The sequence below is a fragment of the Pantoea sp. genome (genome assembly GCF_032114055.1).
Lineage (GTDB): Bacteria > Pseudomonadota > Gammaproteobacteria > Enterobacterales > Enterobacteriaceae > Pantoea.
In genome coordinates this window covers 474,572-500,920 of record NZ_DAMCTB010000001.1, presented here as the reverse complement: position 1 = coordinate 500,920, position 26,349 = coordinate 474,572, and the positions used below count along the sequence as shown (strand labels likewise).

The 26,349-nt window shown below is 56.8% G+C and carries 18 protein-coding genes; 10 read left to right on the top strand and 8 right to left on the bottom strand.

Annotation, left to right across the window (positions count from 1 at the left end):
• The first annotated feature begins 95 nt into the window (after positions 1-95).
• From RT657_RS02300 to RT657_RS02290, 3 genes are read left to right on the top strand one after another with little or no spacing between them, the layout of a single operon-like run.
• Positions 96-926 carry a transketolase gene (locus tag RT657_RS02300; protein ID WP_313652180.1) on the top strand — a complete coding sequence of 277 codons (831 nt, stop codon included), beginning with the start codon at positions 96-98 and terminating at the stop codon, positions 924-926.
• Positions 919-1,866 carry a transketolase C-terminal domain-containing protein gene (locus RT657_RS02295; protein ID WP_313652178.1) on the top strand — a complete coding sequence of 316 codons (948 nt, stop codon included), beginning with the start codon at positions 919-921 and terminating at the stop codon, positions 1,864-1,866. The genes RT657_RS02300 and RT657_RS02295 overlap by 8 nt, the downstream gene beginning before the upstream one ends.
• Positions 1,866-3,353, top strand: coding sequence for an FGGY-family carbohydrate kinase (locus RT657_RS02290; protein WP_313652176.1), 1,488 nt, complete (start codon positions 1,866-1,868; stop codon positions 3,351-3,353). The genes RT657_RS02295 and RT657_RS02290 overlap by 1 nt, the downstream gene beginning before the upstream one ends.
• Before the next feature lie 169 nt (positions 3,354-3,522).
• Here RT657_RS02290 and RT657_RS02285 read toward each other — a convergent pair whose 3' ends face one another.
• Entirely contained in the window at positions 3,523-4,653 is a 1,131-nt protein-coding gene (locus RT657_RS02285; protein WP_313652173.1) for a mechanosensitive ion channel family protein, read from the bottom strand.
• Between the two features lie 95 nt (positions 4,654-4,748).
• Entirely contained in the window at positions 4,749-5,483 is a 735-nt protein-coding gene (locus tag RT657_RS02280; protein WP_313652170.1) for a flagellar regulator YcgR PilZN domain-containing protein, read from the bottom strand.
• A gap of 208 nt (positions 5,484-5,691) precedes the next feature.
• Here RT657_RS02280 and RT657_RS02275 point away from each other — a divergent pair, with 208 nt between their 5' ends.
• Entirely contained in the window at positions 5,692-5,940 is a 249-nt protein-coding gene (locus tag RT657_RS02275) for a GlsB/YeaQ/YmgE family stress response membrane protein (RefSeq protein ID WP_009090782.1), read from the top strand.
• A 93-nt stretch (positions 5,941-6,033) separates the two neighbouring features.
• Here the strand turns inward: RT657_RS02275 and RT657_RS02270 are convergent, their stop codons facing one another.
• The 3 genes from RT657_RS02270 to treA form a co-directional block, all read right to left on the bottom strand.
• Positions 6,034-6,717, bottom strand: a complete 684-nt coding sequence (locus tag RT657_RS02270) for a class I SAM-dependent methyltransferase (RefSeq protein ID WP_313652167.1) — start codon at positions 6,715-6,717, stop codon at positions 6,034-6,036.
• Between the two features lie 274 nt (positions 6,718-6,991).
• On the bottom strand, positions 6,992-9,091 hold the full coding sequence (locus tag RT657_RS02265; protein ID WP_313652165.1) for a TonB-dependent siderophore receptor: 2,100 nt from the start codon (positions 9,089-9,091) through the stop codon (positions 6,992-6,994).
• A gap of 191 nt (positions 9,092-9,282) precedes the next feature.
• The gene (treA, locus tag RT657_RS02260) at positions 9,283-10,968 is read right to left on the bottom strand and encodes an alpha,alpha-trehalase TreA (protein ID WP_313652162.1); all 1,686 of its coding nucleotides are present in this window, start codon (positions 10,966-10,968) and stop codon (positions 9,283-9,285) included.
• Between the two features lie 208 nt (positions 10,969-11,176).
• Between treA and ghrA the strand changes: the two genes are divergently transcribed.
• From ghrA to RT657_RS02245, 3 genes are read left to right on the top strand one after another with little or no spacing between them, the layout of a single operon-like run.
• Positions 11,177-12,118: a glyoxylate/hydroxypyruvate reductase GhrA gene (gene ghrA, locus RT657_RS02255; RefSeq protein ID WP_313652160.1), complete on the top strand. Its 942-nt coding sequence runs from the start codon at positions 11,177-11,179 to the stop codon at positions 12,116-12,118.
• A gap of 39 nt (positions 12,119-12,157) precedes the next feature.
• Positions 12,158-12,895, top strand: a complete 738-nt coding sequence (locus RT657_RS02250; RefSeq protein ID WP_313652158.1) for a phosphatase — start codon at positions 12,158-12,160, stop codon at positions 12,893-12,895.
• A 28-nt stretch (positions 12,896-12,923) separates the two neighbouring features.
• On the top strand, positions 12,924-13,490 hold the full coding sequence (locus tag RT657_RS02245) for a molecular chaperone (protein WP_313652156.1): 567 nt from the start codon (positions 12,924-12,926) through the stop codon (positions 13,488-13,490).
• A 1-nt stretch (position 13,491) separates the two neighbouring features.
• Here the strand turns inward: RT657_RS02245 and RT657_RS02240 are convergent, their stop codons facing one another.
• Both RT657_RS02240 and RT657_RS02235 read right to left on the bottom strand, forming a co-directional pair.
• Complete coding sequence (locus RT657_RS02240) at positions 13,492-14,871, bottom strand: CoA transferase (RefSeq protein ID WP_313652154.1); 1,380 nt, start codon at positions 14,869-14,871, stop codon at positions 13,492-13,494.
• A gap of 46 nt (positions 14,872-14,917) precedes the next feature.
• Entirely contained in the window at positions 14,918-15,802 is an 885-nt protein-coding gene (locus RT657_RS02235; RefSeq protein ID WP_313652152.1) for an EamA family transporter, read from the bottom strand.
• Positions 15,803-15,973: 171 nt separating this feature from the next.
• Here RT657_RS02235 and RT657_RS02230 point away from each other — a divergent pair, with 171 nt between their 5' ends.
• On the top strand, positions 15,974-16,702 hold the full coding sequence (locus RT657_RS02230; protein ID WP_313652149.1) for a glutamine amidotransferase: 729 nt from the start codon (positions 15,974-15,976) through the stop codon (positions 16,700-16,702).
• Here the strand turns inward: RT657_RS02230 and RT657_RS02225 are convergent.
• On the bottom strand, positions 16,690-17,253 hold the full coding sequence (locus tag RT657_RS02225; RefSeq protein ID WP_313652146.1) for a methyltransferase domain-containing protein: 564 nt from the start codon (positions 17,251-17,253) through the stop codon (positions 16,690-16,692). The genes RT657_RS02230 and RT657_RS02225 overlap by 13 nt on opposite strands.
• Before the next feature lie 232 nt (positions 17,254-17,485).
• Here RT657_RS02225 and RT657_RS02220 point away from each other — a divergent pair, with 232 nt between their 5' ends.
• Positions 17,486-19,006, top strand: coding sequence for an aldehyde dehydrogenase family protein (locus RT657_RS02220; RefSeq protein WP_313652144.1), 1,521 nt, complete (start codon positions 17,486-17,488; stop codon positions 19,004-19,006).
• A 1,978-nt stretch (positions 19,007-20,984) separates the two neighbouring features.
• Complete coding sequence (locus tag RT657_RS02215) at positions 20,985-25,745, top strand: inverse autotransporter beta domain-containing protein (protein ID WP_313652694.1); 4,761 nt, start codon at positions 20,985-20,987, stop codon at positions 25,743-25,745.
• The last annotated feature ends 604 nt before the right edge of the window (positions 25,746-26,349 follow it).

Genomic DNA, 26,349 nt, shown 5'->3' with positions numbered 1-26,349 from the left:
GAAAGCGTGAGGTCGCCAGACCTGTCTGTCGCGACTGATTTTTTTAAGCACCTTGAATATATATTCACAACCGACTCAAAATTCAGAGGTAGAGCATGAATCCTTTCAATCTCCCGGTGGCGGATCTGGAGCGCCGGGCACGCGCCATCCGCCGCCATATTATCCAGCTGAATGCAGGCAGCCCGGCGGGCGGTCACACGGGTGCCGATCTCTCTCAGGTTGAGATCCTCACCGCACTCTATTTCCGTATTCTGAACTGTGCAGCGGATCGTACAGAGGACGACCAGCGTGACATCTATATTCAGTCAAAAGGGCATGCGGTTGGCGGCTACTACTGCGTACTGGCTGAAGCGGGTTACTTTCCTGTCAACTGGCTGGCCACCTATCAGCATGCCGACTCGGCACTGCCGGGCCATCCGGTGCGGCAGAAAACCCCGGGCGTTGAACTGAACACCGGCGCGCTGGGACACGGCCTGCCGGTAGCCGTGGGCCTCGCTATCGCGGCAAAAAAAGATAACAGTTCGCGTCGCATCTTTGTCGTCACCGGCGACGGTGAGCTGGCTGAGGGCAGTAACTGGGAAGCGGCGCTGGTGGCCGCTCATTATGGCCTCGACAACCTGATCATCATTAATGACAAAAACAAGCTGCAGCTGGCCGGGCCGACCCGCGACATCATGAATACCGATCCGCTGCCGGAAAAATGGCGCGCCTTCGGTCTGGAGGTGACCGAGTGCAACGGTAACGACATGGCCGATGTGGTCACGACCCTTGAAAACCTGCCGCAGAACGGCAAACCCCAGGTGATCGTCGCGCATACCGAAAAAGGTTTTGGCGTCTCCTTTATCCAGAGCAAAGCCGAATGGCATCACCGGGTGCCGAAAGGCGAAGAAATTGCACTGGCACTGGAGGAACTAAAAGATGAGTAATGCACAACATTTAGCCAGCGTCATGGTCACGGCATTTATCGACGCCGTGAATCGCGGCGTCGACCTGGTGCCGGTGGTCGCGGACTCCACCTCCACCGCTAAAATCGCGCCCTTTATCAAAGCCTTTCCCGGTCGGCTGATTAACGTCGGTATCGCTGAGCAGACGCTGGTTGGCACCGCGGCGGGTCTGGCGCTGGGCGGCAAGATCGCGGTGACCTGTAACGCCGCGCCTTTTCTGGTTTCCCGCGCCAATGAGCAGGTGAAAGTGGACGTCTGCTACAACAACACCAACGTCAAACTGTTCGGGCTCAACGCCGGTGCCAGCTATGGTCCGCTGGCGAGCACCCACCACAGCATTGATGATATCGCAGTGATGCGCGGCTTTGGCAATATCGAGATCTATGCGCCGTCCTGTCCGCTGGAGTGTCGTCAGATTATTGATTATGCCCTGGATCATGTCGGCCCGGTCTACATCCGTCTGGATGGCAAAGAGCTGCCGCAGCTGCATGATGAAAACTATCGTTTCAGGCCGGGTGCTATCGATGAACTGCGCGAAGGTCGTGACATCGCGCTGGTGGCAATGGGCTCGACGGTTCACGAGGTGGTTCACGCCGCTGAGCAACTGGCTGAAAAAGGGATTTCAGCCGGTGTGATCGCGGTTCCATCAATCCGACCCTGTGATACCCAACAGTTACGCAACCTGTTAAATCACTATCCAGCGGTGATCACTGTGGAAGAGCATAACGTCAATGGCGGTGTCGGCAGCCTGGTGGCTGAAGTGCTGGCAGAGGGCGGCGGCGGCATCCGGCTGTTACGGCTGGGCATCGCGGATGGCGAGTATGCGATTGCAGGCGATCGCGCCGCCACCCGCGCCCGTCATGGCATTGATGCCAGCAGCGTGGTGAATCATGCAGCGCGCATCTGCACAGGAGAAAAGTGATGGCGGGCCCTCTGATTCTGGCGATAGACGAAGGCACCACCAACGCCAAAGCGATTGCGGTTGATCGCGAGGGACGTGTAGTGGCTCGGGGCAGCCAGAGTTTAACCCTGCAGCATCCGCAGCCTGGACTGGCTGAGCAGGACCCGCTGGCGATCTGGCAGGCGGTCAGAGAGGCAATTGCCCAATGTCTGGCGACCTGTGGCGGCACGCCGGTGGCGGCGGTAGCAATCAGCAATCAGCGCGAATCGGTGCTGATCTGGCAGCGACGTGACGGTCAGCCGCTGACGCCGCTGGTGAGCTGGCAGGATCGGCGGTCTGAGGCTCGCTGTCGCGAGCTGCGTCAGGCAGGCAAAGCACCCCGCATCACCGGTCTGACCGGACTGGCGGTTGACCCGATGTTCCCGGCCGCCAAGCTGGGCGACATGCTGGCCACCATCCCTGACGGCCCGGCGCGGGCGGCGGCTGGTGAACTCTGCATCGGCACGGTGGATTGCTGGCTCGCCTGGCAGCTCAGCGCCGGTGACGTTTTTGTGACCGACCACGCCAATGCGTCACGTACCCAGCTCTACAGCCTGCATCTGAACGACTGGGATGACGAACTGCTGGCGCTGTTCCATCTGCCGCGTGCCGCGCTGCCGCATATTGTCGCGTCCGCCAGCCAGCAGGGCACGGTGGCGGTAAAGGATATTCCGGGCCTGGCGCCGGGAACACCGATACTGGCACGTATCGGCGACTCCCATGCCGCACTCCAGGCGCAGCGGCGGGGAGAAGCTGAAGTGGTCAAGGCCACCTACGGCACCGGCTCGTCACTGATGATGTCGATGGCGACGCCGCTGCTGACCGAAAATGGCCTCAGCACCACCGTCGCCTGGCACGACGGCACGCTGCGCTACGCCTTCGAAGGTAATATCACTCATACCGGTTCGGGCGCGGCCTGGCTGGGGAGAATGCTGGGTGTGCAGGACCCGCGTGAACTGACCGCGATGGCGCAACGCTGCGACGACAATCAGGGCGTCTATTTCGTTCCGGCGCTGTCGGGGCTGGGCGCACCCTGGTGGGATTTGCAGGCGCGTGGCATGGTGTGTGGTCTGACGGATGCCGCCACACCAGCGGTACTGGCGCGGGTGGCGCTGGAGTCTGTCGTCTGGCAGATCGCCGACGTCTTTTTTGCGATGGAGCAGGCCAGCGGCCAGTATCTGCCAGCGCTCTGCGTGGATGGCAGCGCCACCGAAAATGCGTGGCTGATGCAGTTGCAGGCCGACGTATTGCAGCGGCCGCTGCAGCGGGTGCCGACCGCCGAGGTTTCCGCGCTGGGGGCGGCGCTGCTGGCAGGTAAAGTGCTGGGATGGTGGCAGCAGGGCAGTGATATGCAGGCGCTGCAGGGCGGCAGTGTAATCATGCCGCGTGAGGACTATGCGCAGCCTATGCAGGAAGCCTATAAAGGCTGGATCGACGCCGTTGCGCGTTGCCGTTATCAGCCGCATTGATCCCCGTCCGGCGTGGGGCAGTGGCAACATGCCGTCAGCCCCGTAAGCAGTGCGGGCAGCCGTGACGCTTGCCAGGAAAGAGGTGAGATGTCAGGTGAACAGCCGGTGCGGGCACGCGCTGTGCCGCACCGGCTTCACTGCCTGCGTTGCCGGAGAGAGGTGCAGGGGATCAGCGCGCCATTCTGCGCACGTCGCCCTCGTCATTCTCCACCGCTACCAGATCCACCGGCGGCAGATTACCGCCGCTGAACTCCACCTGGCGAATCGGGAAGGCGAAGCGAATATCACGTTCCTCCAGGGCTGCCATCAGTTGCAGGTTAATCTCCTGCTGAATATCCATATATTTGTTGTAATCCGCATCCAGCACGAAGTAGACCACTTCAAAGGTCAGCTTTGAATCCTCGAACGCCAGGAAGTGGGCACGGTCAAAGCGGGTGGTTTCCACACCTTCGATAATCGATTTCACCAGCGGGCTAATCTCACGTACCCGCTCAGACGGCGTCGCGTAGCTGATGCCAAACTTAAAGACGATGCGGCGCTGCTGCATACGCTTGTAGTTGTGGATCGTCTGCTGTAACAGGATGGTGTTTGAGCAGACGATCTGCTCACCACTCAGGCTGCGCAGGCGGGTGGTTTTCAGACCAATATGTTCAATCGAACCGGCAATATCGCCAAAAACAATGAAGTCACCATGCTCAAACGGCTTATCAAACCCTATCGCCAGTGAGGCAAATACATCGCTCAGCACGGTCTGAATCGCCAGCGCAATTGCGATACCGCCCACGCCCAGACTGGCGACCAGCGCGGTAATGTCGATACCCATATTCGACAGAATGGCGAGGAGCATCATTACCCAGACCACCACCCGCAGCAGAATACCCAGGATCACCGTGGTGACCGGATTACGCACATGCAGCGGGTCGCGCAACAAACTCTTCAGCCAGAGCCGGATGCCGCAGTCAATCCACAGTGCGAGCTGCACAATCAGCGCCAGGAACCAGCCATGCGAGATCGTTACGCCCCAGGAGGCGGGCAGATCCACAAACTTCAGGGCGATCAGTAGTGAAAAAATCAGCAGCAGGGTCTGGCTGGTACTGCGCAGTATCTCCACCAGAATCGCCGTGGCGCGAACGTGACGATGTTCGCTGTAGAGAGCAATCCGGTTGGAGATAAAGCGAATCAGGGTACGCAGTACCCAGTAGATGACCAGAGTCGACACCACCACGATAGCGCTGTTGATCCAGAGATTCTGATTAAAAAAGAGGGAGTGAAAACGACGTGAAGAGAGCCAGTTTTCCATTGGGGAGAGTCTCCTTGCTGGGTTCCGGTTTAAAAGAATCGAGCAAGAAGCATAGCCTGGAAACGCGCCATTCGCGGCGCGCATCCCTGAAGCCGTTACTGAAAACGGGTCGATTTCTCGCGAGCAAGTCGCTCAAGTGCAAAGATAATCTGCTGCAGCTGCCGCTCCTGCGCGGGATTCAGCGTAGCAAATTGAAAGCTCAGCCGGGGAGTGATGCGGGTTTCGTTTTTACGGGTCACCACGCAGCGTTCGCCTATGTGCAGCAGTTTTACCGGTACGTCAAAATGACCATACTCGCCCAGCTCAACCCGGAACTGACTGAAGCTGTCGCCATTCTGCAGGTCTTCCGGCAGCGCTTCATCCACCAGTACGCCGATGCCGCCCAGCGACAGATCCTGTAATCGCAGTCGCGTTTTAGTTCCATCAGGCCAGACGGTATGACACCAGAATTGGGGTTCAAGCGGGGCAGTCACGCGGAAAAATTCCCGGCGCTGGATCTGCCATAGCAGCTCAGGCAGGGGTGCACTAAAAGCAGGCAGGCCATCAAATTCCACTTTTTCCAGCGCGGTAAGGCTGAACTCCACCTTTGCGCCGTAAGTTTCCGCGGTGATACTGAGATCCTCGCTGTTAAGGGCGTGGTCGTTGTCCAGATGATGACTGCCAAGGTCAAACATCAGGCGCGTTTCATCAGCCGCCAGCATCCGGCTGATAAACTGTCCGCGCGGAAAACTGACCAGTAGTGGCGTCTGCAGCCGTAGCAAATCTTTCATCACGCCCAGAACCGCCAGCGTGCCACGTTTGAGATATTGTTCCTGGTCGGTTTCTTTCACATCCTGCTCCACAAGCGGGTCACTGTTCTGGGGTATTGTCTGTTTCGTCACGGTTATCGGCTCGGTTAAAAAAAGCTTTAGTCAGGACATCCTGAAAAATGCGTGTGCGCAGTCAGGCATTTCCTGAAAAGCTGTCTATACTTATCGCAGTAAACCGCTTGATTAATCAGGCGTTCACGATTTAATCATAAAAAGGAAGGAGCAACAGATGGGTATTATTTCCTGGATCGTCTTTGGCTTAATCGCGGGTATTCTGGCGAAGTGGATTATGCCAGGTAAAGACGGTGGCGGTTTCATTCTGACAGTAGTGCTGGGTATTATCGGTGCTGTGGTCGGGGGCTGGATCAGTACGCTGTTTGGCTTCGGCCGCGTCGATGGGTTTAACTTCGGCAGCTTTGTGGTCGCCGTGATTGGTGCCATCGTGGTGCTGTTTATCTACCGCAAGGTACGCAGTTGACCGTAACGGTTTCAATAAAAAGGGGACGAAGCGATTCGTCCCCTTTTTTTAATGTGACCACCCGAACGGATTGCTTTTTATCGCACATGTCGTTTATGTCGTGAGCGTGTTTTGCTGCGAACAGACTATCGTGGCGTGATCCCACCAGGCATTTTCATTAACGCTGATTGCCTCCACAGTAAAATGGGCACTCTCTACTTCACGTCTTAAATCAGGGAGCGGCTTCAGAGTCCGCCAGGGCTTGCCGGCTTTCCATAAATGATGTCTGCAAGGGTCATAGGCCGCAATATCAGCGGAATGGCGAGGCGTGCCGCACATCGAACCAATCACAAATCGCCCCTCCGGGCTGAGCAGCCTTCTGACCTCTGCAAAGAAGCGCGCCCTGTCATCGTCGATCAGGCAGTGTAGGCAGCTGCCGTCAATAATGAGCGCAAATGTTGCCTCCTGAAAATGAGCGAGATGACAGACATTGCCGACAAGAAAGGTCGCGGTGAGGCCGGCCTGTTGAAAACGCTTTTTGGCCCACGCTATTGCAGTCTCTGACCAGTCTACTCCCCAGACCGAATATCCCTGCTCAGCGAGAGACTGCGCGGCCATGGCACCATTACCGCATCCCATCTCCAGTACCGGCGCGCCAGGCGCCGGTAAATAGTGGTGAGTGCGGAGCCACTGAAAGATCTCTTCCTGCTGTTTTTTGGCTCTGAGATAACCTTCTCCCGCCCAGGCGACCGCGCCGTTTGCCAGAAGTTGCCTGTAATAGTGTTCATAGGGGTTCATGTCAGAGACTCCTTTTTAACGCCAGACCCTCTGTTTTATACGTCAGGTTCGGCTGTGTGTCATCGCGACAATTTGGCCACAGGCCTCTCTGTGAGCGAAACAGCAGGGAAGAGCCGGGCGGATTCAGAAACCTTGGGGCGTGGAAAATCTGCAGGGACAGAAAAGATAACCTGGCGCAGGTTGTCTTCAGGTATGGCCGGAGATGCTAAAAAAGCGTGCTGTCAGACGAGAAAACCCCCCGGCTGGCCGGAGGGTTTCATAACGGACGCGCTTATCAGAAGTCGTAACCCACGGTCGCCATTACGCTGCGTTCCGCACCCCGATAGCAGAAGCCTGTGCCATAGCAGCCCGCCACATAAGTGCGGTCAGTCAGGTTATTGGCGTTAACCTGCAGCCAGGCACCTTTCAGACTGCTGCTCCAGACCCCCAGATCGGCTTTCACAGACGCATCAAACAGTGTCACCGAAGGAACACGGGTGGTATTTTCATTGTCCGCCCACTGTTTACCGATGTAGCGCACGCCTGCGCCTGCACTCAGGCCGTAATCAAACTGATAGTGGCCCCACAGAGACGCCATGCTGTTGGGCGTGATGTAAGGCGTGTGCCCATCATTACCATCCACCGAATCTTTGTAGCGCAGATGATTCAGCGTGTAACTCGCTACGGTGCTCAGGCGTGAGGTCAACTGATTACGTGCTTCCAGCTCTATGCCCTGGGAATGCACTTTGCCCGATGGCGTGAACGTCGACGTCAGCACGTCGCGGTTCGACACATCTTTCTGCGTCAGATCATAAATCGCAGCGGTATAGAGATCACGTGTGCCAACCGGCTGATATTTTACTCCGGCCTCATACTGCTCAGCGGTGGTCGGTTTCAGCAGGTTATTGCTGCGGTCAGTGAGCGCGGTGGGCGTAATTGCCTGACTCCAGCTGATATAGGGTGAGATGCCATTGTCGAAGGCATAGAGCAGGGCGGCGCGTCCACTGATATGATCATCCTGACGGCGATCGCTGCCGCTGTTATTCGCGACGATGCGATCGTACCGGCCAGAGAGATCCAGATGCCAGCGATCCAGCGTCATCTCATCCTGCAGATAGAGGCCGGTCTGGTAGTAGCGACGGGTTTTATCCGTCCACGTATAGGCTGGCATGTCACCGACCTGCTCGCCGGTCAGGGCATTCAGCTGTGAAGCCGAGCCGCCTGTGGTGGAGATCTCATTCTTGTAGCGGTGATATTCGGCACCCAGCGTCACGCGGTGCTCCAGTTCGCCGGTGTCGAACTCCGCCTGTAAGCGGTTATCGGTGGACCATGCAGAGAGCGACGAGCGCTCACCGGAGTAAGCGCGGTTCAGCAGGTCGGGATTATTTTCATCCCAGCCAGACTGATAGACCTGATCGAGATCGACATTTGAGTGGCTATAGCTGCCGGTCGAAGAGAAAGACCAGACGTCATTGAAGCGGTGGGCAAAATCAAAGCTGTAGATCTGCTCGCGGCGTTTAAACTGATCGAGGTCGCTGTTGCCCTCATAGAATCCTTTGCTCAGCTTGTAGCCGTTGTGTTCGGTGAGGCTGCCGTCACCGGGAACAGAACCGTGATAGCCGCCAGAGGGATCTTTCTGCAGATAGGCTTTCAGGATCAGATGGGTATCTTCATCCGGCTGCCACATCAGCTGCGGCATCAGCGCATATTTCTCTTCGCGGGTATGCGCATACTGGGTATCGCTGTTGTGGGTTATCCCGGTCAGCCGGTACGCCCACTGGTTGTTGATCGCATTGGTGTAGTCAAACATCGTGCCGGTGGTGGCGTTGCTGCCGGCCTGCAGCTGGATGTGGCCTTCCTCCGCGAACTGAGGGCGTTTGGTCACCAGATTGACCAGCCCGCCAGGCACCGTCTGGCCGTAAAGGGCCGATGAGGGGCCTTTGATCACGTCAATGCGCTCAAGGAAGGCATTATCCACCTGGAATATATTGTAACTGCCGCCGTCGCTCATCAGCCGCATACCGTCGAGGAAGGTATTATCGGTATCGCCGCCATGGAAACCGCGCAGCGAGATAGTGTCATAACGGGTGGCGGCACCGCCAAAGTTAGTAAAGACACCCGAGCTGTAGCCCAGCGCCTGATTCAGGGTCAGGGCACCCTGGTCCTGCATCTGCTGACGGGTCACAACTGAGATGGACTGCGGTGTGGTCACCAGCGGCCGATCGCTTTTGGTTGCGCCCGCGCTGGTGGTGGCCAGATAGCCCCGGGTAAGTGAAGTCGAATCTTCCAGCGGTTGAGCCGTCACTACCATATCGGCAGCAAAACTCAGAGCAGGCGTGGCCAGCGCCAGGGTGCAGAGGGGAACATAACCTTTCAGCGGCAATGACAGTTTCATCGAAAGTCCTTTCATAACAAAGCGATCAGGCAGGTGGATAATATTCTTGATAGCTAATCTCATTATCATAATGAGAATTATTACCTTTTGTAAAACGCTGCAATTTTGCCTGTGAAGGAGAGAACGTCAAGTAAAATTCGCGGAAGTGAAGTGAGAATACCTCCGGCCGGGCCAGAGGTATTCAGAGAGGATCAGGGCTGTGAGGCTGACGCCTGAGGAATATCGTGGGCGCTGTTACAGGTTTTCTCTTTCGGACAATATTTATCGAGCAATTTCAGCGTGACACCGTTGGTCCAGCCAAAACCATCCTGCAGCGAATATTCGCCGCCGCCACCGCCGCCAAGATTGTTACCCTCAACGACATACTTCTCCACCAGCTTATGTTCGCGGTCGTAGGTGTTCTGGACATTCTGCAGGAAGCGGATGCCCACCTCTTTCGCCAGTTTTGGCTGGTTGTAATGCTCCAGACCTTCCACGGCAACCCACTGCAGCGGTGCCCAGCCATTCGGGGCATCCCATTGCTGGCCATTGTTAACGGTCGTGGTCACCAGTCCCCCCGGCTTCAGCAGCTGTTTTTCCACCGCGCGAGCGGTGCTTTCAGCCTGCTTATCGCTGGCGACCTGCAGATAGAGCGGGAAAAGCGCCGCGGCGGTCAGCTGTGGATGGACCTGCTTTTTCTGCCAGTCATAATCGGCATACCAGTTCTGTTTGCTGTCCCAGAGATAGCGGTTAATGGCGGCCTGGCGCTTCTCTGCCCGGTCGGCGAACTGCTTCGCCAGATCGGACTGCTTGTTCATCTGATAGGCTTTCGACAACGTCTGCTCCAGATGGAACAGCAGGCTGTTGAGATCGACAGGGGCCAGCTGTGTAGTCCGGATGGTGGAGAGATTATGCGCGTCGGTAAACCAGCGCGAACTGAAATCCCAGCCCGAGGCCGCACCGGAACGCAGATCCCGGTAGAGTTCTGCTTTATTGCGCTGAGGCGCTTTCTGCGCGGTGGCGATGTCATCCATCCAGGACTCGGTTCGCGGAACGTCACGCGCATCCCAGTAGCGGTTGAGCAGCGTACCGTCTGCCAGCTTGATCACTCGCTTGCTGGCCGCGCCAGCCGCCACGTTGTCGCTGTCCGCCATCCAGTAGTCATACTCTTTCTGCAGCTGAGGCAGATAACGGGTATAGGCCTGGCCGTTGTCGTGCGTTGCCAGCAGATCGACCATCAGGCTGAAGAACGGCGGCTGTGAACGGCTCAGGTAGTAACTCCGGTTGCCGTTAGGGATGTGGCCGTAGCGGTCGAGCAGGGAGGCGAAGTTATCCGTCATATCCTGCACTTTATCCCAGTGTCCGCTCTCGGCGAGGCCCAGCATGGTAAAGTAGCTGTCCCAGTAATAGATTTCGCGGAAGCGTCCGCCCGGCACCACATAAGGTTTGGGCAGCGGCAGCAGCGAGTCATACTGACCGGCGCTGCTGGCCGTGCGCGTCAGCACCGGCCACAGGCCATCAATGTGCTCACGCAGATTCTGACCGGCCGGCGGCACATATTTGTCGCTCGCTGCGGGCAGGGTAAAGTTGGCATCGACAAAGCGTTTCAGGTCGAAATTGCGCTGTTTCTTCTGCATCTGCCAGTCAGCCAGAATCGAAGAAGGGTCAAATTTCGGCACCGCATCCGCAAAGGTTTTTTGATCCGGATAGAATTTTGCCTGCTGCACGGCATTGAACAGCGGGCCCAGGCGAATATCCGGCGGCTGCGGCTGATTATTCAGCATGCGGCTGCTGTCGTCGGCCTGGACGGTGAAAGCGGGGACGCTCAGCAGCAACGTGAGCAGAAAAGGTGCATAACGCTGACGCCGTTCAGCGGCGTTTACCTCAGTTTTTATCATCGGTTTTTCTCCTTGTCCGAAATGCGGCCGCGCGTAACGCATTGACCACACGACCAACTTTAGACCTTATCTGGCCACTTCACCCTGAAGCGAGCAGGAAATGTGAAGCGGCAGGAATTATTTGCAGGGAAAAAACCATGCCCACCACCGGTTTTTTCTTGCTCTCATGCTGCTTTTCCTGGACGCTGAAAGAAAAAAGGAGAGCAGGATGGAGATCATCTGGTATCACCCGTCGCAGTCTGCCGCGGCCTGGATTAACGGTTTGCAGCAGCGTCTGCCTCAGGCAAAAGTACGAGCCTGGCAACCCGGCGACGATCGGCCAGCCGATTATGCGCTGGTCCGTTCGCCACCCGCTGAGATGCTGCGGGGCCGCGCTACCCTGCGCGGGGTCTTTGCGCTGGGCGCGGGCGTGGACGAAATCCTGAAACAACTGCAGCAGCAGCCAGAGATGTTGCCCGACAGCGTACCGCTCTATCGGCTGGAGGATACCGGCATGGCGCGGCAGATGCAGGAGTATGCGGTGCATAGCGTTCTGAACTGGTTCCGCCGGTTTGACGACTACCGTCTTCAACAGCAGCAGGCGTGCTGGCAGCCGCTGCCGCCTTACAGGCGCGAAGCCTTTACCATTGGCATCATGGGCGCGGGTGTGCTGGGGCAGAGCGTGGCAGAAAGCCTGAAAACCTGGGGATTTCCCCTGCGTGTCTGGAGCCGTTCAGCCAAAGTGATTGAGGGCGTCACCAGCTTTGCCGGCCGCGAGGCGTTGCCTGCGTTTCTGCAGGAGACGCGGGTGTTAATCAACCTGCTGCCGAGCACGCAGGAAACCGTGAATCTGGTCGATCACGCCTTTTTGCAGCAGCTTCCGCATGGCGCATTCTTCCTCAATATCGCGCGCGGTGCGCAGGTGGTGGAAGCCGATCTGCTGGCCGCGCTCGAGAGCGGACAGCTGAAAGCGGCGGCGCTGGATGTGTTTCAGGTTGAACCTCTGCCCGAGGCGCATCCGCTCTGGTCGCATCCGCGCGTCACCATCACGCCCCATAATGCGGCAGTAACCTTGATCGACGAAGCTATCGACTTTATTGCCTGCGCGATCCTGCAGGATCAGGCTGGCGAACAGCCGAAAGGCAGGGTGGATCGTCAGCGCGGCTATTAATTAACCGGCCCTGTCAGGGGCAATCAGCAGGAGAAGAGGATGTATCCGGTAGATCTGCACATGCACACCATCGCCAGTACGCATGCTTACAGCACGCTGCATGACTACGTGGCTCAGGCGAAGCAAAACGGCCTGAAACTGTTTGCCATTACCGATCACGGCCCGGACATGGCCGACGCGCCGCACTACTGGCACTTTATTAATATGCGCATCTGGCCGCGCGTGATTGACGGTGTGGCTATTCTGAGGGGTATCGAGGCCAATATTAAAAATCAGCAGGGCGAGATCGACTGTTCCGGGCCAATGCTTGATGCGCTGGATTTGATCGTCGCCGGTTTTCACGAGCCGGTCTATGCACCGCGCGACAGAAAGCATCACACCGACGCTATGATCGCGGCGATGGCGAGTGGGCTGGTTCATATCATCAGCCATCCGGGTAACCCGAAATTCCCGGTCGATATTCCGGCCATCGCTGAAGCCGCCGCCTGTTACAATGTGGCGCTGGAGCTGAATAACTCCTCCTTTACCCATTCGCGGCCGGGCAGTGAACCTAACTGCCGGGCTATCGCCGCTGCGGTTCGTGATGCCGGTGGACGGCTGGCGTTTGGCTCCGATTCCCACACGGCTTTCACGCTCGGCCATTTCGACCACTGCCTGCGCATTGCCCGCGAAGTGGATTTTCCGGAGGATCGGGTGTTAAATGTCACGCCGCGTCGCCTGCTCGACTTTCTGGAAATGCGTAGCGGCAAACATATTGCTGAACTGGCTGACTTTTAATTTACTTTGCCTCAAGGAAATCTGACTCATGAATGAGTTTTCCATTCTGTGCCGCGTAATTGGCTCACTGTTCAATCGTCAGCCGCAGGATCCGCTGCTGGTGCCGCTGTTCACGCTGCTGCGTGAAGGCAAACTGCAGTCACAGTGGCCACTCGAGCAGGATGAGCTGCTCCAGCGTCTGCAACAGAACAGCGATCCGCAGGCGCTGGCCGCCGATTATAATGCGCTGTTTGTGGGCAGTGACTGCAATGTGCCGCCTTACGCCTCACAGTGGCCTGAAGGCAAAACCGAACCGGAAGTCCGTGCATTTTTAACCTCCCGCGGCATGCCACTGAGCGATGCGCCGGCTGACCATTTCGGAGTGCTGATGCTGGCGGCCTCCTGGCTGGAAGACCAGTCCGCAGAGGATGAGAGCGCCGCGCAACTGGCGCTGTTTGAAGCGTATCTGCTGCCGTGGTGCGGCGCGTTCCTGGGCAAAGTGGAGGCACACGCCAGTACCGCTTTTTACCGTACGCTGGCGATGCTGAGCCGCGAAGCGATTCAGGCGATGTACAACGAACTGCTGGAAAGCAGCGAATCGGGCGACGACGCCTGATTCACCACTCCGCCGGATGCGTGCCCGGCTGAGAGCCGGGAGTCGCACAGCACTGTGGCGTGCCGGGCAGGCGGGCAGCAGCTTTGAGCCTCACCCCGAATCCCCACGGCGTGAGTTCATAACAGGGCAGATTATCTTTCACCAGCGGCACAATCCCGCTGTCTGCGCGATGCGCCGTAGGATACTGCTGCAACAGCCAGGCGGTGCGCGCCAGCGACAGCCGCACCTGGCTGCCGTGACCGGTTGTCAGGCGTCGCCTCAATCCCTCCAGCACTGCGGCCGCCAGCAGATAGCCAGTGGCATGGTCAAGCGCCTGAACCGGCAGCGGGACGGGCCTGTCGCTCTGCTGCCACTGCATTCCCCGTTCGGCAATCCCGCAGCCCATCTGTACCAGACTGTCAAAGCCGCGACGATTGCGCCACGGCCCCTGCCAGCCCCAGGCATTCAGACCTGCATCGATCAGACCCGGCGAGAGTGCCTGCAGCGTTTCTGCGTCAAACCCGAGCCGCTCCAGCGCATCAGCCCGATAGCCATGTACCAGTACGTCGGCTTCGCGCAGCAGACGAACAAACTGCTCACGATCGCCTGACTGGGTCAGATCAAGTACCGCACGGCGTTTGCCACAGCTCATCTCCTCATCCAGCGTCGGCTCCTGCCAGCCGGGCGGATCAATGCGCAATACGCTGGCGCCCAGGCTGGCCAGAAAGCGGGTCGCAACGGGCCCGGCAATAATCCGTGTCAGATCCAGGATTCTGATGCCCAGCAATGGCCGGGCACGTGGCAGCAGCCATGCGGGTGCCGGTGCCGGAAGCGTGCGCTGCCAGCTGAACAGCGGTTCACGCTGTACCGCCTGACCTTGCGGATGTTGCTGCCACGCGGCGGCGCTGCGCATCTCTGCGGCGCAGCCGCCTGCATCGATAATCGCCTGCTCCAGTTCGCTGGCCTGCCACTGCTGAACCTGACGCGCCAGCGCGGAGCGATCGGCATGACGGCCCAGTACCCGCTCCATCGCCTGACGATGGTGCGCCGCATTGGTATGCAGGCGGATCCAGCCATCGTGACTTTGATAGTCACCCGCGAAAGCATCCCATATCGCAGGGGCAGCACGATTCAGTGGACAGAAGCTCTGCTGAAACCAGCGTGAAGCAAGCCGGACGTTAACGGTAACGGACGGGGGGACGACGTCAGGGCAGGCGGCGGCGAGCAGGTCGGCCACGGCCTGCGTTGCCAGACCGGTGCTGGTGGCCGCCAGCTCACTGACGGCAAAGGCTGATGAGAAGGTGGCGCGATCGGTAAAGGCGGGCAGCGGCCCGGGGGCGCTGTGGCCGCGCAATCCCTGCTGCATCTGCTGCCACAGCGCGCCAGCGAGCGTAAGATCCATGCTGAATGTCCTTAAAGGCGGATTTTTTTAAGCATAGCATGCGGTATCAGCGCCGCCGCAGACGCGGAAAGCGGGCGTGCATTCGCAGATTGCGCAGGTTCAGCACCGCGATAGCCGTACCCAGCACCACCAGCGATGCACCGATAATCTTAAAGCTGTTGAGGCTGTCGCCCAGTACCACAATGCCCATCAGTACGGACAGAACCGGTGTCAGCAGTGAGTAGGGCATGATCAGATTGACGTTGTACTTCTTCAGCAGCATATACCACAGCGTATAGGCGACAATCGAGGATGCGATGGCGCTATAGAGAATGGCGAACCAGCCGCGCCAGCCCGCATGTTGCAGGGCGTAAAGCTGATGAGATTCCATCACCAGACTCGATCCGCCGACAATCGGTATGGCCAGAAATGCAATCCATCCAGTCATGGTCAGGGGCTTAATCGGCGGTGACTTTTTTACAATCAGATTACTTACCGCCCAACCGGTGGCGCTGCACAGCAGCAGGCAGAGCACCCACCATGACGGAATCGTCGGGCTGCCGGATAACACCACCACACCACTCAGTGAAATCATGATGCCCATCAGCTGCACAAGTTTCAGCTTCTCTTTAAGCACCACCATCGCCAGCAGCATCGCGATTGGCGTGCCCAGCTGCACGACAATCGCACCAGTGCCGGCATCGGTATAGCGCAGGCCGACGAACAGCAGCGAGAAGTGCATAAAGCCAAACGTGAAGGCCAGCAGCAGCAGCCAGGGCAATTGCTGTCGGGTAATGCGGCAGAAGGGCAGCAGCACGATCGCGACCACCACAAAACGCATAAACGTCAGAAAAAGCGGCGGCAGCTCCAGCAGGCCCCATTTCACCGCGACGTTGTTGAAGGCCCAGATTGAAACCACCATCAGAATCAGAAAAAAATGCCGCACAGCCACGATAATATCCTTTCAATGTTTTTGCATAGCCTGCTAATGATGGCACGAACTCCGGCAAACCCGCTAATCGTCAGCGGAAATTTTCTGTGCCTGTACCGTCACCCGATAAGACATTTAACCCCGTTGATGGCAGACTGATTTCACACGACTTCTGAGAGGATCTGATCCGGTATGAACCCTGCGTCCGCCTTACCCCTTGCGTTAATTCAGCTTGAAGTCCCGCCCGCCGACGTCGTCACGCAGATCGGCGAACAGCCACGCTGGTTCATCGATGCGCTGGATCTGCAGCCGGATGATTACCTGATTATCCGGCCCCATCTGGGCGAAGTCCTGCCCGATTTTGATCAGATTTCCGGCGCGATCCTCAGCGGCTCCTGGGCGATGGTGACCGATCACGCAGACTGGAGTGAACGCAGCGCCGCCTGGGTGCGGGCGGCTATCGACTATCGCCTGCCGCTGCTGGGCGTCTGTTACGGCCATCAGCTGATGGCTTATGCGCTGGGCGGCACAGTGGCGGACAATCCTCAGGGCTGGGAGCGCGGCCTGTTACCGATTCGCTGTACGGAACAGGCGCAGCGCGATCCGCTGCTGCAGACGCTGCCTGCCGGATTCAGCGTCTGGCTGTCGCATCGCCAGTCGGTGGTCATCGCGCCACCCCATGCTCAGGTGCTGGCCGCGTCTGAGCGCGATGGCTGTCAGATTCTGCGTTATTCGCCCCAGGCCTTATCGGTGCAGTTTCATCCCGAATTCTCCCGGCGGATTATGGACGCCTGTCTGCCGTCGGGCGCGGTTGAAGAGGGCAGCGGGTGTGGGATGGAGGGCAAAGACTGGGCGCGTGCGTTGCTGGTCTCCTTCTGGCAACAGACACGCCCGTCTTTCAGGCAGGTTCAGGGCGCGTAGTGACGCGTACAGCGGTAGACCCAGGCGGGAGGCACATTCTTCAGCACCCGCTGGCGTTCCCAGGTGAAGTAACGTGACAGATCCGGCTGGGTCAGTGATGTGTACTGGAACTGTACAAAAACGCCGTCCGGCCTCAGGGCGTTAAACACCGCACGCAGAATGGCTTCGCGCAGTTCGGGCGGTAAGGATAACAGCGGCAGGCCTGAGAGGATGGCATCGTACTCGCCATTCAGATACTCAGCTGAACAGGTGCGCACGGTCATGCGGGGATCGCCAAGGGCGGCGAGATTATCTGCCAGAGCAGTGCTGATCTCAAAGGCATCCAGCGTGGCATCAGAGGGCATCTGCGCGAGTATCTGCCGCGTCAGCACCCCATCGCCTGCGCCGAGTTCGGCAATACGTAACGTGTCAGACCATTGAACTGCCCCGGTCATTGTACGGCAGAGTGTCTCTGAAGACGGGGTGATACTGCCCATCATGCGCGGGTTACGAATAAACTGATGCACGAAAGTGGCTTTGGTGCGCATTAACGTCATAGCTGAAGCCAGCATACTCATCTCCGTAATCTGATCATCCTCACGTTGACCTCGCTCTGCCGCACGAGTTTCCCGCGCTGCCGCTTCGCAAAGAAAAGTCAGAGCATTCCTGGCATATTATGGAAACGCCTATTCCTTCGGGACGGTCACAGTTTCAGTGCAAAAGACCTGACACGCTCTTGATGTTGCATCATGTTAATAGCAAGTTTCATTCTTGTTGCATCAATCATCTTTCAGGAGAATGACCATGCGTTACGCCGCCCCCGGAGAACAGGGTTCTCTGATTACGCTACAAAAGAATTATGGCAACTTCATTAATGGTGAATTCGTCGCGCCGGTAGGGGGAAACTACTTTACCAATACTTCGCCAGTGAATGGATCAGTAGCCGGTGAGTTCCCGCGTTCGGACGCTGCCGATGTGGATAACGCCGTCGCCGCCGCCGCCGCTGCCGCTGACGCCTGGGGAAAAACCTCGCCGCAGCAGCGCTCATTGCTGCTGTTGAAAATTGCCGATCGGCTGGAGCAGCATCTGGAAACGATGGCGGTGTATGAAACCTGGGACAACGGCAAACCGGTACGCGAAACGCTGGCGGCAGATATGCCGCTGGCGGTCGATCATTTCCGCTACTTTGCTGGCTGTCTGCGGGCACAGGAGGGGAGTGCGGCAGAGATCGATGAGTTTACGGCGGCCTACCATTTCCATGAACCCCTGGGTGTGGTGGCGCAGATTATTCCATGGAACTTCCCACTACTAATGGCTGCCTGGAAGCTGGCACCGGCGCTGGGTGCGGGTAATTGCGTGGTGCTGAAACCTGCTGAACAGACGCCCCTGTCGATTACTGTCTTTGTGGATTTGATTAAAGATCTGCTGCCGCCTGGGGTGCTGAATGTCGTGCATGGGTTTGGTAAAGAGGCGGGTGAAGCGCTGGCTTCACATTCCGGCATCGCCAAGGTTGCCTTTACCGGCTCTACCGCCACCGGCGGCCATATTCTGGAGTTGGCTGCTAAAAACCTGATCCCGTCGACAGTCGAACTGGGCGGAAAATCGCCTAACATTTTCTTTGAAGACATAATGCAGGCGGAAGAGAGTTTTATCGAGAAGGCCGCTGAGGGGGTGGTGCTGGGCTTCCTGAATCAGGGCGAAGTCTGTACCTGTCCATCCCGTGCGCTGGTTCAGGAGTCGATTTACGAACCCTTTATGGCGGCCGTGATGAAACGGATTAAAACCATCAAACGCGGCGACCCGCTGGATACCGACACCATGGTCGGTGCGCAGGCCTCGCAACAGCAGTTTGACAAAATACTCTCTTATCTTGAGGTTGCGCGTCAGGAAGGGGCGGAAGTGCTGACCGGCGGGGGCGTCGAGAAGCTGGATGATACGCTCAACAGCGGCTACTACATTCAGCCGACGCTGCTGAAAGGCAACAACAGCATGCGGGTTTTCCAGGAAGAGATCTTCGGGCCGGTCATCGGCATTACTACCTTCAAAGATGAAGCGGAAGCGATCAGTATCGCCAACGACTCCATTTATGGTCTGGGTGCGGGTGTCTGGACCCGCGATATCAACCGCGCCTACCGGGTCGGCAGGGCGATTAAAGCGGGGCGCGTCTGGACTAACTGCTATCACCTTTATCCGGCGCATGCCGCCTTCGGGGGTTATAAGAAATCGGGCATTGGCCGTGAAACCCATAAAATGATGCTGGACCACTATCAGCAGACGAAAAACCTGCTCATCAGCTATAGCATTGAACCGCTGGGTTTCTTCTGACCGGCTAACGTTGTCTGGCGTTATCTCACCACATGCGACACTGAACCACGCTCCGGCGTGGTTTTTTTAGCTGAAAGCGTGGCTGCTGGCATAAAACACCCGGGTTAAACATTAATAATATCAATTAAAAATTGTGCATCTTAAGGCCATCTCTGCGCTTGCTTTAGGAGTGAGCAGATGCTTTGTGCTATTTAATTGCAAGCGGATTCTGGCATTGTGGCTGAACGTACTGATGAAGTTTACACCGGCACTGACTCACCGGAGTATAAGTCGACAGCGTGAGGTTTCTGATTTGCCATACTGTAAGAGCACTATCTGAGTTTTATTGTTTTCATAATGTAGATATTTTTCTTATTAAAATAACCTTTAGTCCTGTCGTGTATTTCACTATGAAAAGTTTCAGCTCAGATGTACGAATAAATTTCGGGCAGAAAGTCATTTTTAAGGAAAGGAAAGGATGTCGTTAACGCTATCTGTATCTGCTACGCTTTTATAAAAGCATTGTGCTGATGAGAACGGAGACGCAGAGGTTATTGACAATAAAACGCGAGTCAGTCAGCAAAACGCATTTTACCAGAAGCCCGGCCGCGTTGAGAGGAAATGCTGATTGCTTTTATGTTAATGCTTACAGTGGCGTTAACAGGAAACAAGTGTACAAAAATTGGCATCTGAGCTTTTCCCTCTCTGCAAGGGGTGCTGTGATTCTGCAAGGCCGGGATGACACACGCAGTCGCCTCCGGCTGGCGGCATGATTTAAACAGAAGATTAACACTGAATCCTTTTTCGGACGGAAATGTTTTAATGTCAGCAGGCGCTATGTCTGTCATGCCAGAAGATAACTGCAGGCTGAGAAGATGATATACACCCTTTCCTGGACATGTTTGTAATACGGGTTCATCAGGCTGTTGTCCGGAAAGCGCGTATCCCGACACGACTACGCTCTCTGCTACAGAGAGTAGTCTGTTACCTGAATGACAGCGTTGCCTCTGTGCATGGAGGGAATGTTTATCCTGTCAGGAAGATGGTGTAACGCGCTTCAGGCATGGCCGCCGGCATGGCGCGTTGACAGGCGACTGAATGCAGAGGCTGAGAATGACATGGGCTCAGGCAGGTCATCAGTTCAGGCCAGAATATCTTACTGTCATGCAGGGACTTCAGGAGGGGGACTTTTACATTGAGAAATGATACAGAGAATATCAATGAAAATATTGCGATGTCTGGCATTATTTAAAGCAATTTTGTCATCAGATTTTAAATCAGTAGCTGATGCCTATTCCGCTCCGATCGTTAAATGAGCATCTGCGCCGAAGGGCTGCATTTATCTCTTCTCAGGTTTTAAAATCTATCTGGTCGTTAAACAGAATAGATATCCTGGTGATTTTTGGTGTTATCTCACTTAAACTGCCTCTGTTAAATTAAAGTCCTCTTCAGGCAGGTCTGAGGCACACTGGAAATGAACTTTCTGTATCCCGTCTGTTTTAGCATCAGGCGCGTGTTAATAACACTAGCTTTTATAGGTTATCAAAGACTGAGCGGGTTCTCCTGCAGATTGCGTTTCAATTATGCGCTTTGTTCCGTCCGGTTAATCAACTTACCGGCAGAACGCACTGTCGCAGATCTGCCAGCGTGACATAAAGCAGAGATGGCGGCGAATCTCATCCCGAGAGTAGCGCAGGCTGAATAACGGCGCATCAATGAGCTTCATTATCAGTGGTATCGGTCTTTGCCCGCTGCCGGAAAGTTCGTGAATTAAAAGCAGGTGGCGGCGGGGCAGGCGTTACGGTGTTCAATTGAGATAAAAATTATGCGGACAGTCATAATGGCGAATTTTAATCTGATATAGTATGGCTTTGTTACTCACCGTTATTAAGAAGTTTTTTTGATTGTCAGGAGCCCATAGTGCTTTTCGTTGCGCTTATGGGCCTCGGATTTTGCGGGTTTATCCTCATCTGTCTTCGGTAATCACTTAAATGAAAAAATAAATTCATACGCGTCAAACCCGGTCAGTCAGACTTTTTTTTCAACCTGCTTTCGGCCGCTTGCCTGGCTCAACATTGCTGTCCAGGCCAGTTTTCCTCTCGCGCTCGCATTCACGCCTGCCATCGCCGCGACCACCGGACAGTCTGCTCTCCAGCCTCCTGCTTCTCTGTTTACCCAGCGCACGCGTGTCTATACGCTGAAAGAGAACGAGACGGCAGCCACTGTCGCCGCAAAGTATGGCCTTACGCTACAACAGCTTGGTGCACTTAATCAGTTCCGCACCTTTGCACGCGGTCTGAATGGCCTGAAGCCCGGCGATGATGTGGATGTGCCGGCAGTCACACCAGCGGATAAACCCTTATTTACAGCGCGTTCAGCGGGTGACACATCCGGATCGCCTGACCCTCACGGCTGGGCTTCTGCAGAGCATGACAGCAGCAATGAACAGGCGCGCAGAGTGGCAGGCTATGCTTCTCAGGCAGGGGGGTTCCTGGCTGGCAGTGCCAGAAGTGATACGGCCGCCTCCAGAGCGCGCGGCATGGCAACGAATGAGGCAGGTGGCGCACTGCAGGCGTGGCTCAGTCAGTTTGGTACCGCCCGCGTTCAGCTGGATGCGGACAAAAATCTCTCCCTGAAGAACTCTCAGTTTGATCTGTTGATGCCGCTGTATGACCAGGGAAGTGACCTGGTCTTCGCACAGGGCAGCCTTCACAGAACAGATGGCCGGACCCAGGCTAATCTCGGGACTGGCCTGCGTTATTTCACCCCCACCTACATGCTGGGCGGAAACCTGTTTGGTGACTATGACGTTTCCCGGGATCATGCGCGCGCGGGCGCGGGTCTTGAGTACTGGCGTGACTTTCTGAAGCTGGGTTTCAATGGCTACAAGCGCCTGACCAACTGGAAGGACTCACCTGACCTGGCTGACTATCAGGAGCGACCGGCAAACGGCTGGGACGTGCGGGCACAAGCCTGGATGCCTGCACTGCCGCAACTGGGTATCAAGCTGACGTACGAGCAATATTACGGGCGGGAGGTCGCTTTGTTTGGCATTGACAACCGCCAGAAGGATCCGCATGCCATTACTGCAGGCATTAACTATACGCCGGTTCCGCTGATTACGCTCGGAGGAGAGCAGCGGCAGGGGCAGTCGGGTCAAAACGACACGCGATTTACTGTGAACATGAATTATCAGCTTGGTGTGCCGTGGCGTCGCCAGGTGGATCCGGCGGCCGTGGCCGCGATGCGCAGTCTGGCGGGCAGCCGGTATGACCTGGTTGAGCGCAACAACAATATTGTGCTGGAATATCGCAAGAAAGAGGTCATCAGGCTGCATACCGTGGATCTCATCACCGGTAAAGCGGGGGAACAGAAATCATTAGGGGTGTCTGTGACCTCAACCTACGGGCTGGCCCGGATTGACTGGGATGCCCCTGCGCTGATCGCTGCTGGCGGCAGGATTGTGCAGAATGGCTCCGATTATGCTGTGGTGCTCCCGCCCTATCAGCTCGCATCGCAGGCGGTGAACACCTATTCAATAAGCGGTATCGCTGTCGACGTTAAGGGAAACCGCTCTGACCGGAGTGAAACTCAGGTAACCGTTCAGGCGCCGGAGGTTAATAAACAGTACAGTACTTTTACACCCGCGAGCAGCGTGCTACAGGCGGGCGGAAAGGGTACGCAGGTGCTGACTCTGACGCTAAGAGATGAAAACAATCAGGTCGTGGATGTTGATGTACAGGCTATCAGCCTGACTAAAAACAGCTTAAAAAGCGCGCTGGTATCCGCAATCACTAAAAAATCGCCGGGCGTTTATACCGTGACAGTCACGGCGGGTAATGATATCGAGAATGTCACTCTGACGCCGATCGTCAGCGGCATCACGCTCTCTTCAGCCGTGGTGGCCATCAATGATGCTCTGCCTGATGCTGAGCGGTCCACATTTACAGCAAATCCGGCAAGTATTGCGGCCGATAACACGGTTACCTCAACGCTGACGCTGGTCGCGAAGGATGCCAGTGATAACGCCCTGACAGGCCTGAAGGATAACCTGACATTTCTGGTCACCGACAGTAATGGAAAAACACCTGCCAGTGGTGTGATTACAGAAAGCGCCATCACGGAAAGCAGCACCAGGGGAACCTACACTGCAACCCTGAAAGGCACGGTGCCGGGCAGATACAGCGTGACCCCGCTCTTTAAGGGTACGGCCCTGGGCAATCTGAGCGCGATAGTGACGCTTACCTCAGCTGCGCCAGATCAAGGGAAATCGGCCATAACCACTGACGCGACCTCCTACCTTTCTGGTGCAGAGATGGCGGTGACGGTGACGCTAAAAGATGCGCAGGATATTGCCGTCACGGGTGCCTCTTCACTTCTGACAACAGACACCGTGGTAGTGGCGAATGCGGTGCTCAAATCCGGCAGCGGCTGGAAGGATAACGGTAACGGGACCTATACGGCGATCTATATGGCCAGCACGGCGGGCGTTAATCTTCGGGCGACACTGAAACTGAACGGCTGGAGCGGAAGTGCGGAATCGGCACCCTATGCCATCACACTGGCCACGCCGGATCAGGCGAAGTCAGCTATCAGAACGGACGCGACCACCTATCTTGACGGCGCAGAGATGACGGTAACCGTCACGTTAAGAGACGCACAGGGAAATGCGGTGACCGGTGCCGCCGCCTCGCTGACGGCAGAGGCCGTAACAGTGGCGGATGCCACGCTGAAATCAGGCAGCAGCTGGCGGGACAACGGTGACGGCACCTATACGGCAATCTACAGGGCCAGCAGAGCAGGGTCAGGACTGAAGGCGGTGCTGAAGCTGAGTGGCTGGAGCGGAAGCGCGGAGTCACCGGCTTACACGATCACGCCAGCAACGCCGGCACAGACGAAATCCTCGATAGCTGTGAATAACGCGACCTACCTTGCCGGCGCCGACATGACGGTGACCGTGACGCTCAGGGATGAGCAAAATGTTGCTGTGACCGGCGCATCCTCGCTGCTGACATCAGAGGCGGTGACAGTTGCCAACGCTGTGCTGAAGTCAGGCAGCAGCTGGCGTGACAATGGTGATGGCACCTATACGGCGACCTATATTGCCACCACGACGGGCACGGGACTGAAGGCAACGGTGAAGCTGAGCAGCTGGAGCGCAGGCGCGGAGTCAGCCGCCTACAGCATCACGGCCGCTGCCCCGGATCAGGCGAAGTCGGCCATCAGAACGGATGCGACGACCTACAACGCAGGTGCAGACATGACGGTGACGGTGACGCTGAAAGATGCACAGGACAATGCGGTGACGGGGGCTGCGTCACTGCTGACGGGCGGCGCGGTCAGCGTGGCGAATGCGGTGCTGAAGTCAGGCAGCAGCTGGCGGGATAACGGTGACGGCACCTACACGGCGACCTATATTGCCACCACAGCGGGCACGGGGCTGAAGGCGACGGTGAAGCTGAGCAGCTGGAGCGCAGGCGCAGAGTCAGCAGTCTACAGCATCACGGCCGCTGCGCCGGATCAGGCGAAGTCGGCCATCAGAACGGATGCGACGAGCTATAACGCAGGTGCGGACATGACGGTGACGGTGACGCTGAAAGATGCACAGGACAACGCGGTGACGGGAGCAGCGTCACTGTTGACGGGCAGCACGGTCAGCGTGGCGAATGCGGTGCTGAAGTCCGGCAGCAGCTGGCGGGATAACGGTGACGGGACCTACACGGCGACCTATATTGCCACCACGACGGGCACGGGGCTGAAGGCAACAGTGAGGCTGAGCAGCTGGAGCGCAGGCGCAGAGTCAGCAGTCTACAGCATCACGGCCGCTGCGCCGGATCAGGCGAAGTCGGCCATCAGAACGGATGCGACGAGCTATAACGCAGGTGCGGACATGACGGTGACGGTGACGCTGAAAGATGCACAGGACAACGCGGTGACGGGAGCAGCGTCACTGTTGACGGGCAGCACGGTCAGCGTGGCGAATGCGGTGCTGAAGTCCGGCAGCAGCTGGCGGGATAACGGTGACGGAAGCTATACCGCGACCTATACAGCGACTACGGCGGGCACCGGCCTGAGAGCGTCACTGAGGCTGAGCAGCTGGAGCGGAAGCGCGGAGTCAGCACCTTATGATATTGTGCAGCAAACAGAAGCGCCTGCCTCTATCAATACCCAGGCTGACTCGCACACCTTTACCATTAGTGGTGAGGAAGGCACTTTCCCTACAACCGGGTTCGCGGGGGCCACCTTTACGATTGTTCCTCAAAACAGCGTGGATGCTTCGGAATATAACTGGTCGTCAAATGTGAGCTGGGTCTCCGTCACCAATGGCGTTGTGACTTTCACAGGGACAGGGAATGGCGACAAGGTTGTTATTACCGGGTCACCCACCAACCCGCAAAATAAAACCATTCGTTATGCGTTCACGCTGAAAAGCTGGTACATCAATGACCAGTCAGTACAGATGACCTGGGACCAGGCGAATGCTTACTGCCAGAGCCAGAGTGGTTACAGCCTGCCAACGGTAGCGCAGATGTCGCTGAACTCAGGCTATGTCGCAACTCAGACGCGGGGCATCGGCGCGTTGTGGAATGAATGGGGAAATGTGACGCATTACAGTGGTGCAGGATTCTTCGGCAGTAACTACTGGTCATCAGAACCGGATAGCAGTGGTGGCCACTACTATATCGATTTAGGTGCAGGCTATATCCACAACGATGTTGGAAGCGTAACAGATATTGTTACCTGTAACCGGAGTCTTTAAGTGACGGCGTTACAGGGAGGTGACACGGCCTGAAAACTGTGCGGTTGTCTGGGTCTGTCAGATTCAGGCCAGCAGCAACGGGCGGTAACCGGGTTTCAGAGAAGGCTGTCGGGTGACAGGCTTCTCTGTGATTAGCGGCCCGGTTTAGCCTCAGGAGTGGGGTGCGAACCAGCGTATATTTACGATTGTGCGAGCGCCATGACGCGCAGAATCGTGGAGCATTACCCCCGGTGCAGGCATTAAGGTAATAAAAACGCCACGCGTACCGTGGCGTTTTTTTATTAACTGGCGAGGTGCGCTGAAAGATAAAACGTAACCGTCTGGTTGTCATGATTTCTGAAAGCACTGACAGAGCGTTTTTATAACCTCTGCGGGCTGGCGGAGATTCAGGCTGTTTCCCCCGAACCTGTCATCCCATGGCGCCATGCCGGGGACGGAATAGTAGCGAAGTTTAATCTTCACTGGGTTGCTGGAGAGGGGCGAAAAAAATCCACGCGGGGGCGTGGATTATGTCAGGCAAGCCGGTCACCCTGAGATTCACTTGAATCTCATGAGTCAGCCAATCAGACGTTGAACCGTGATTTTAAATTTATTATGTTGATTA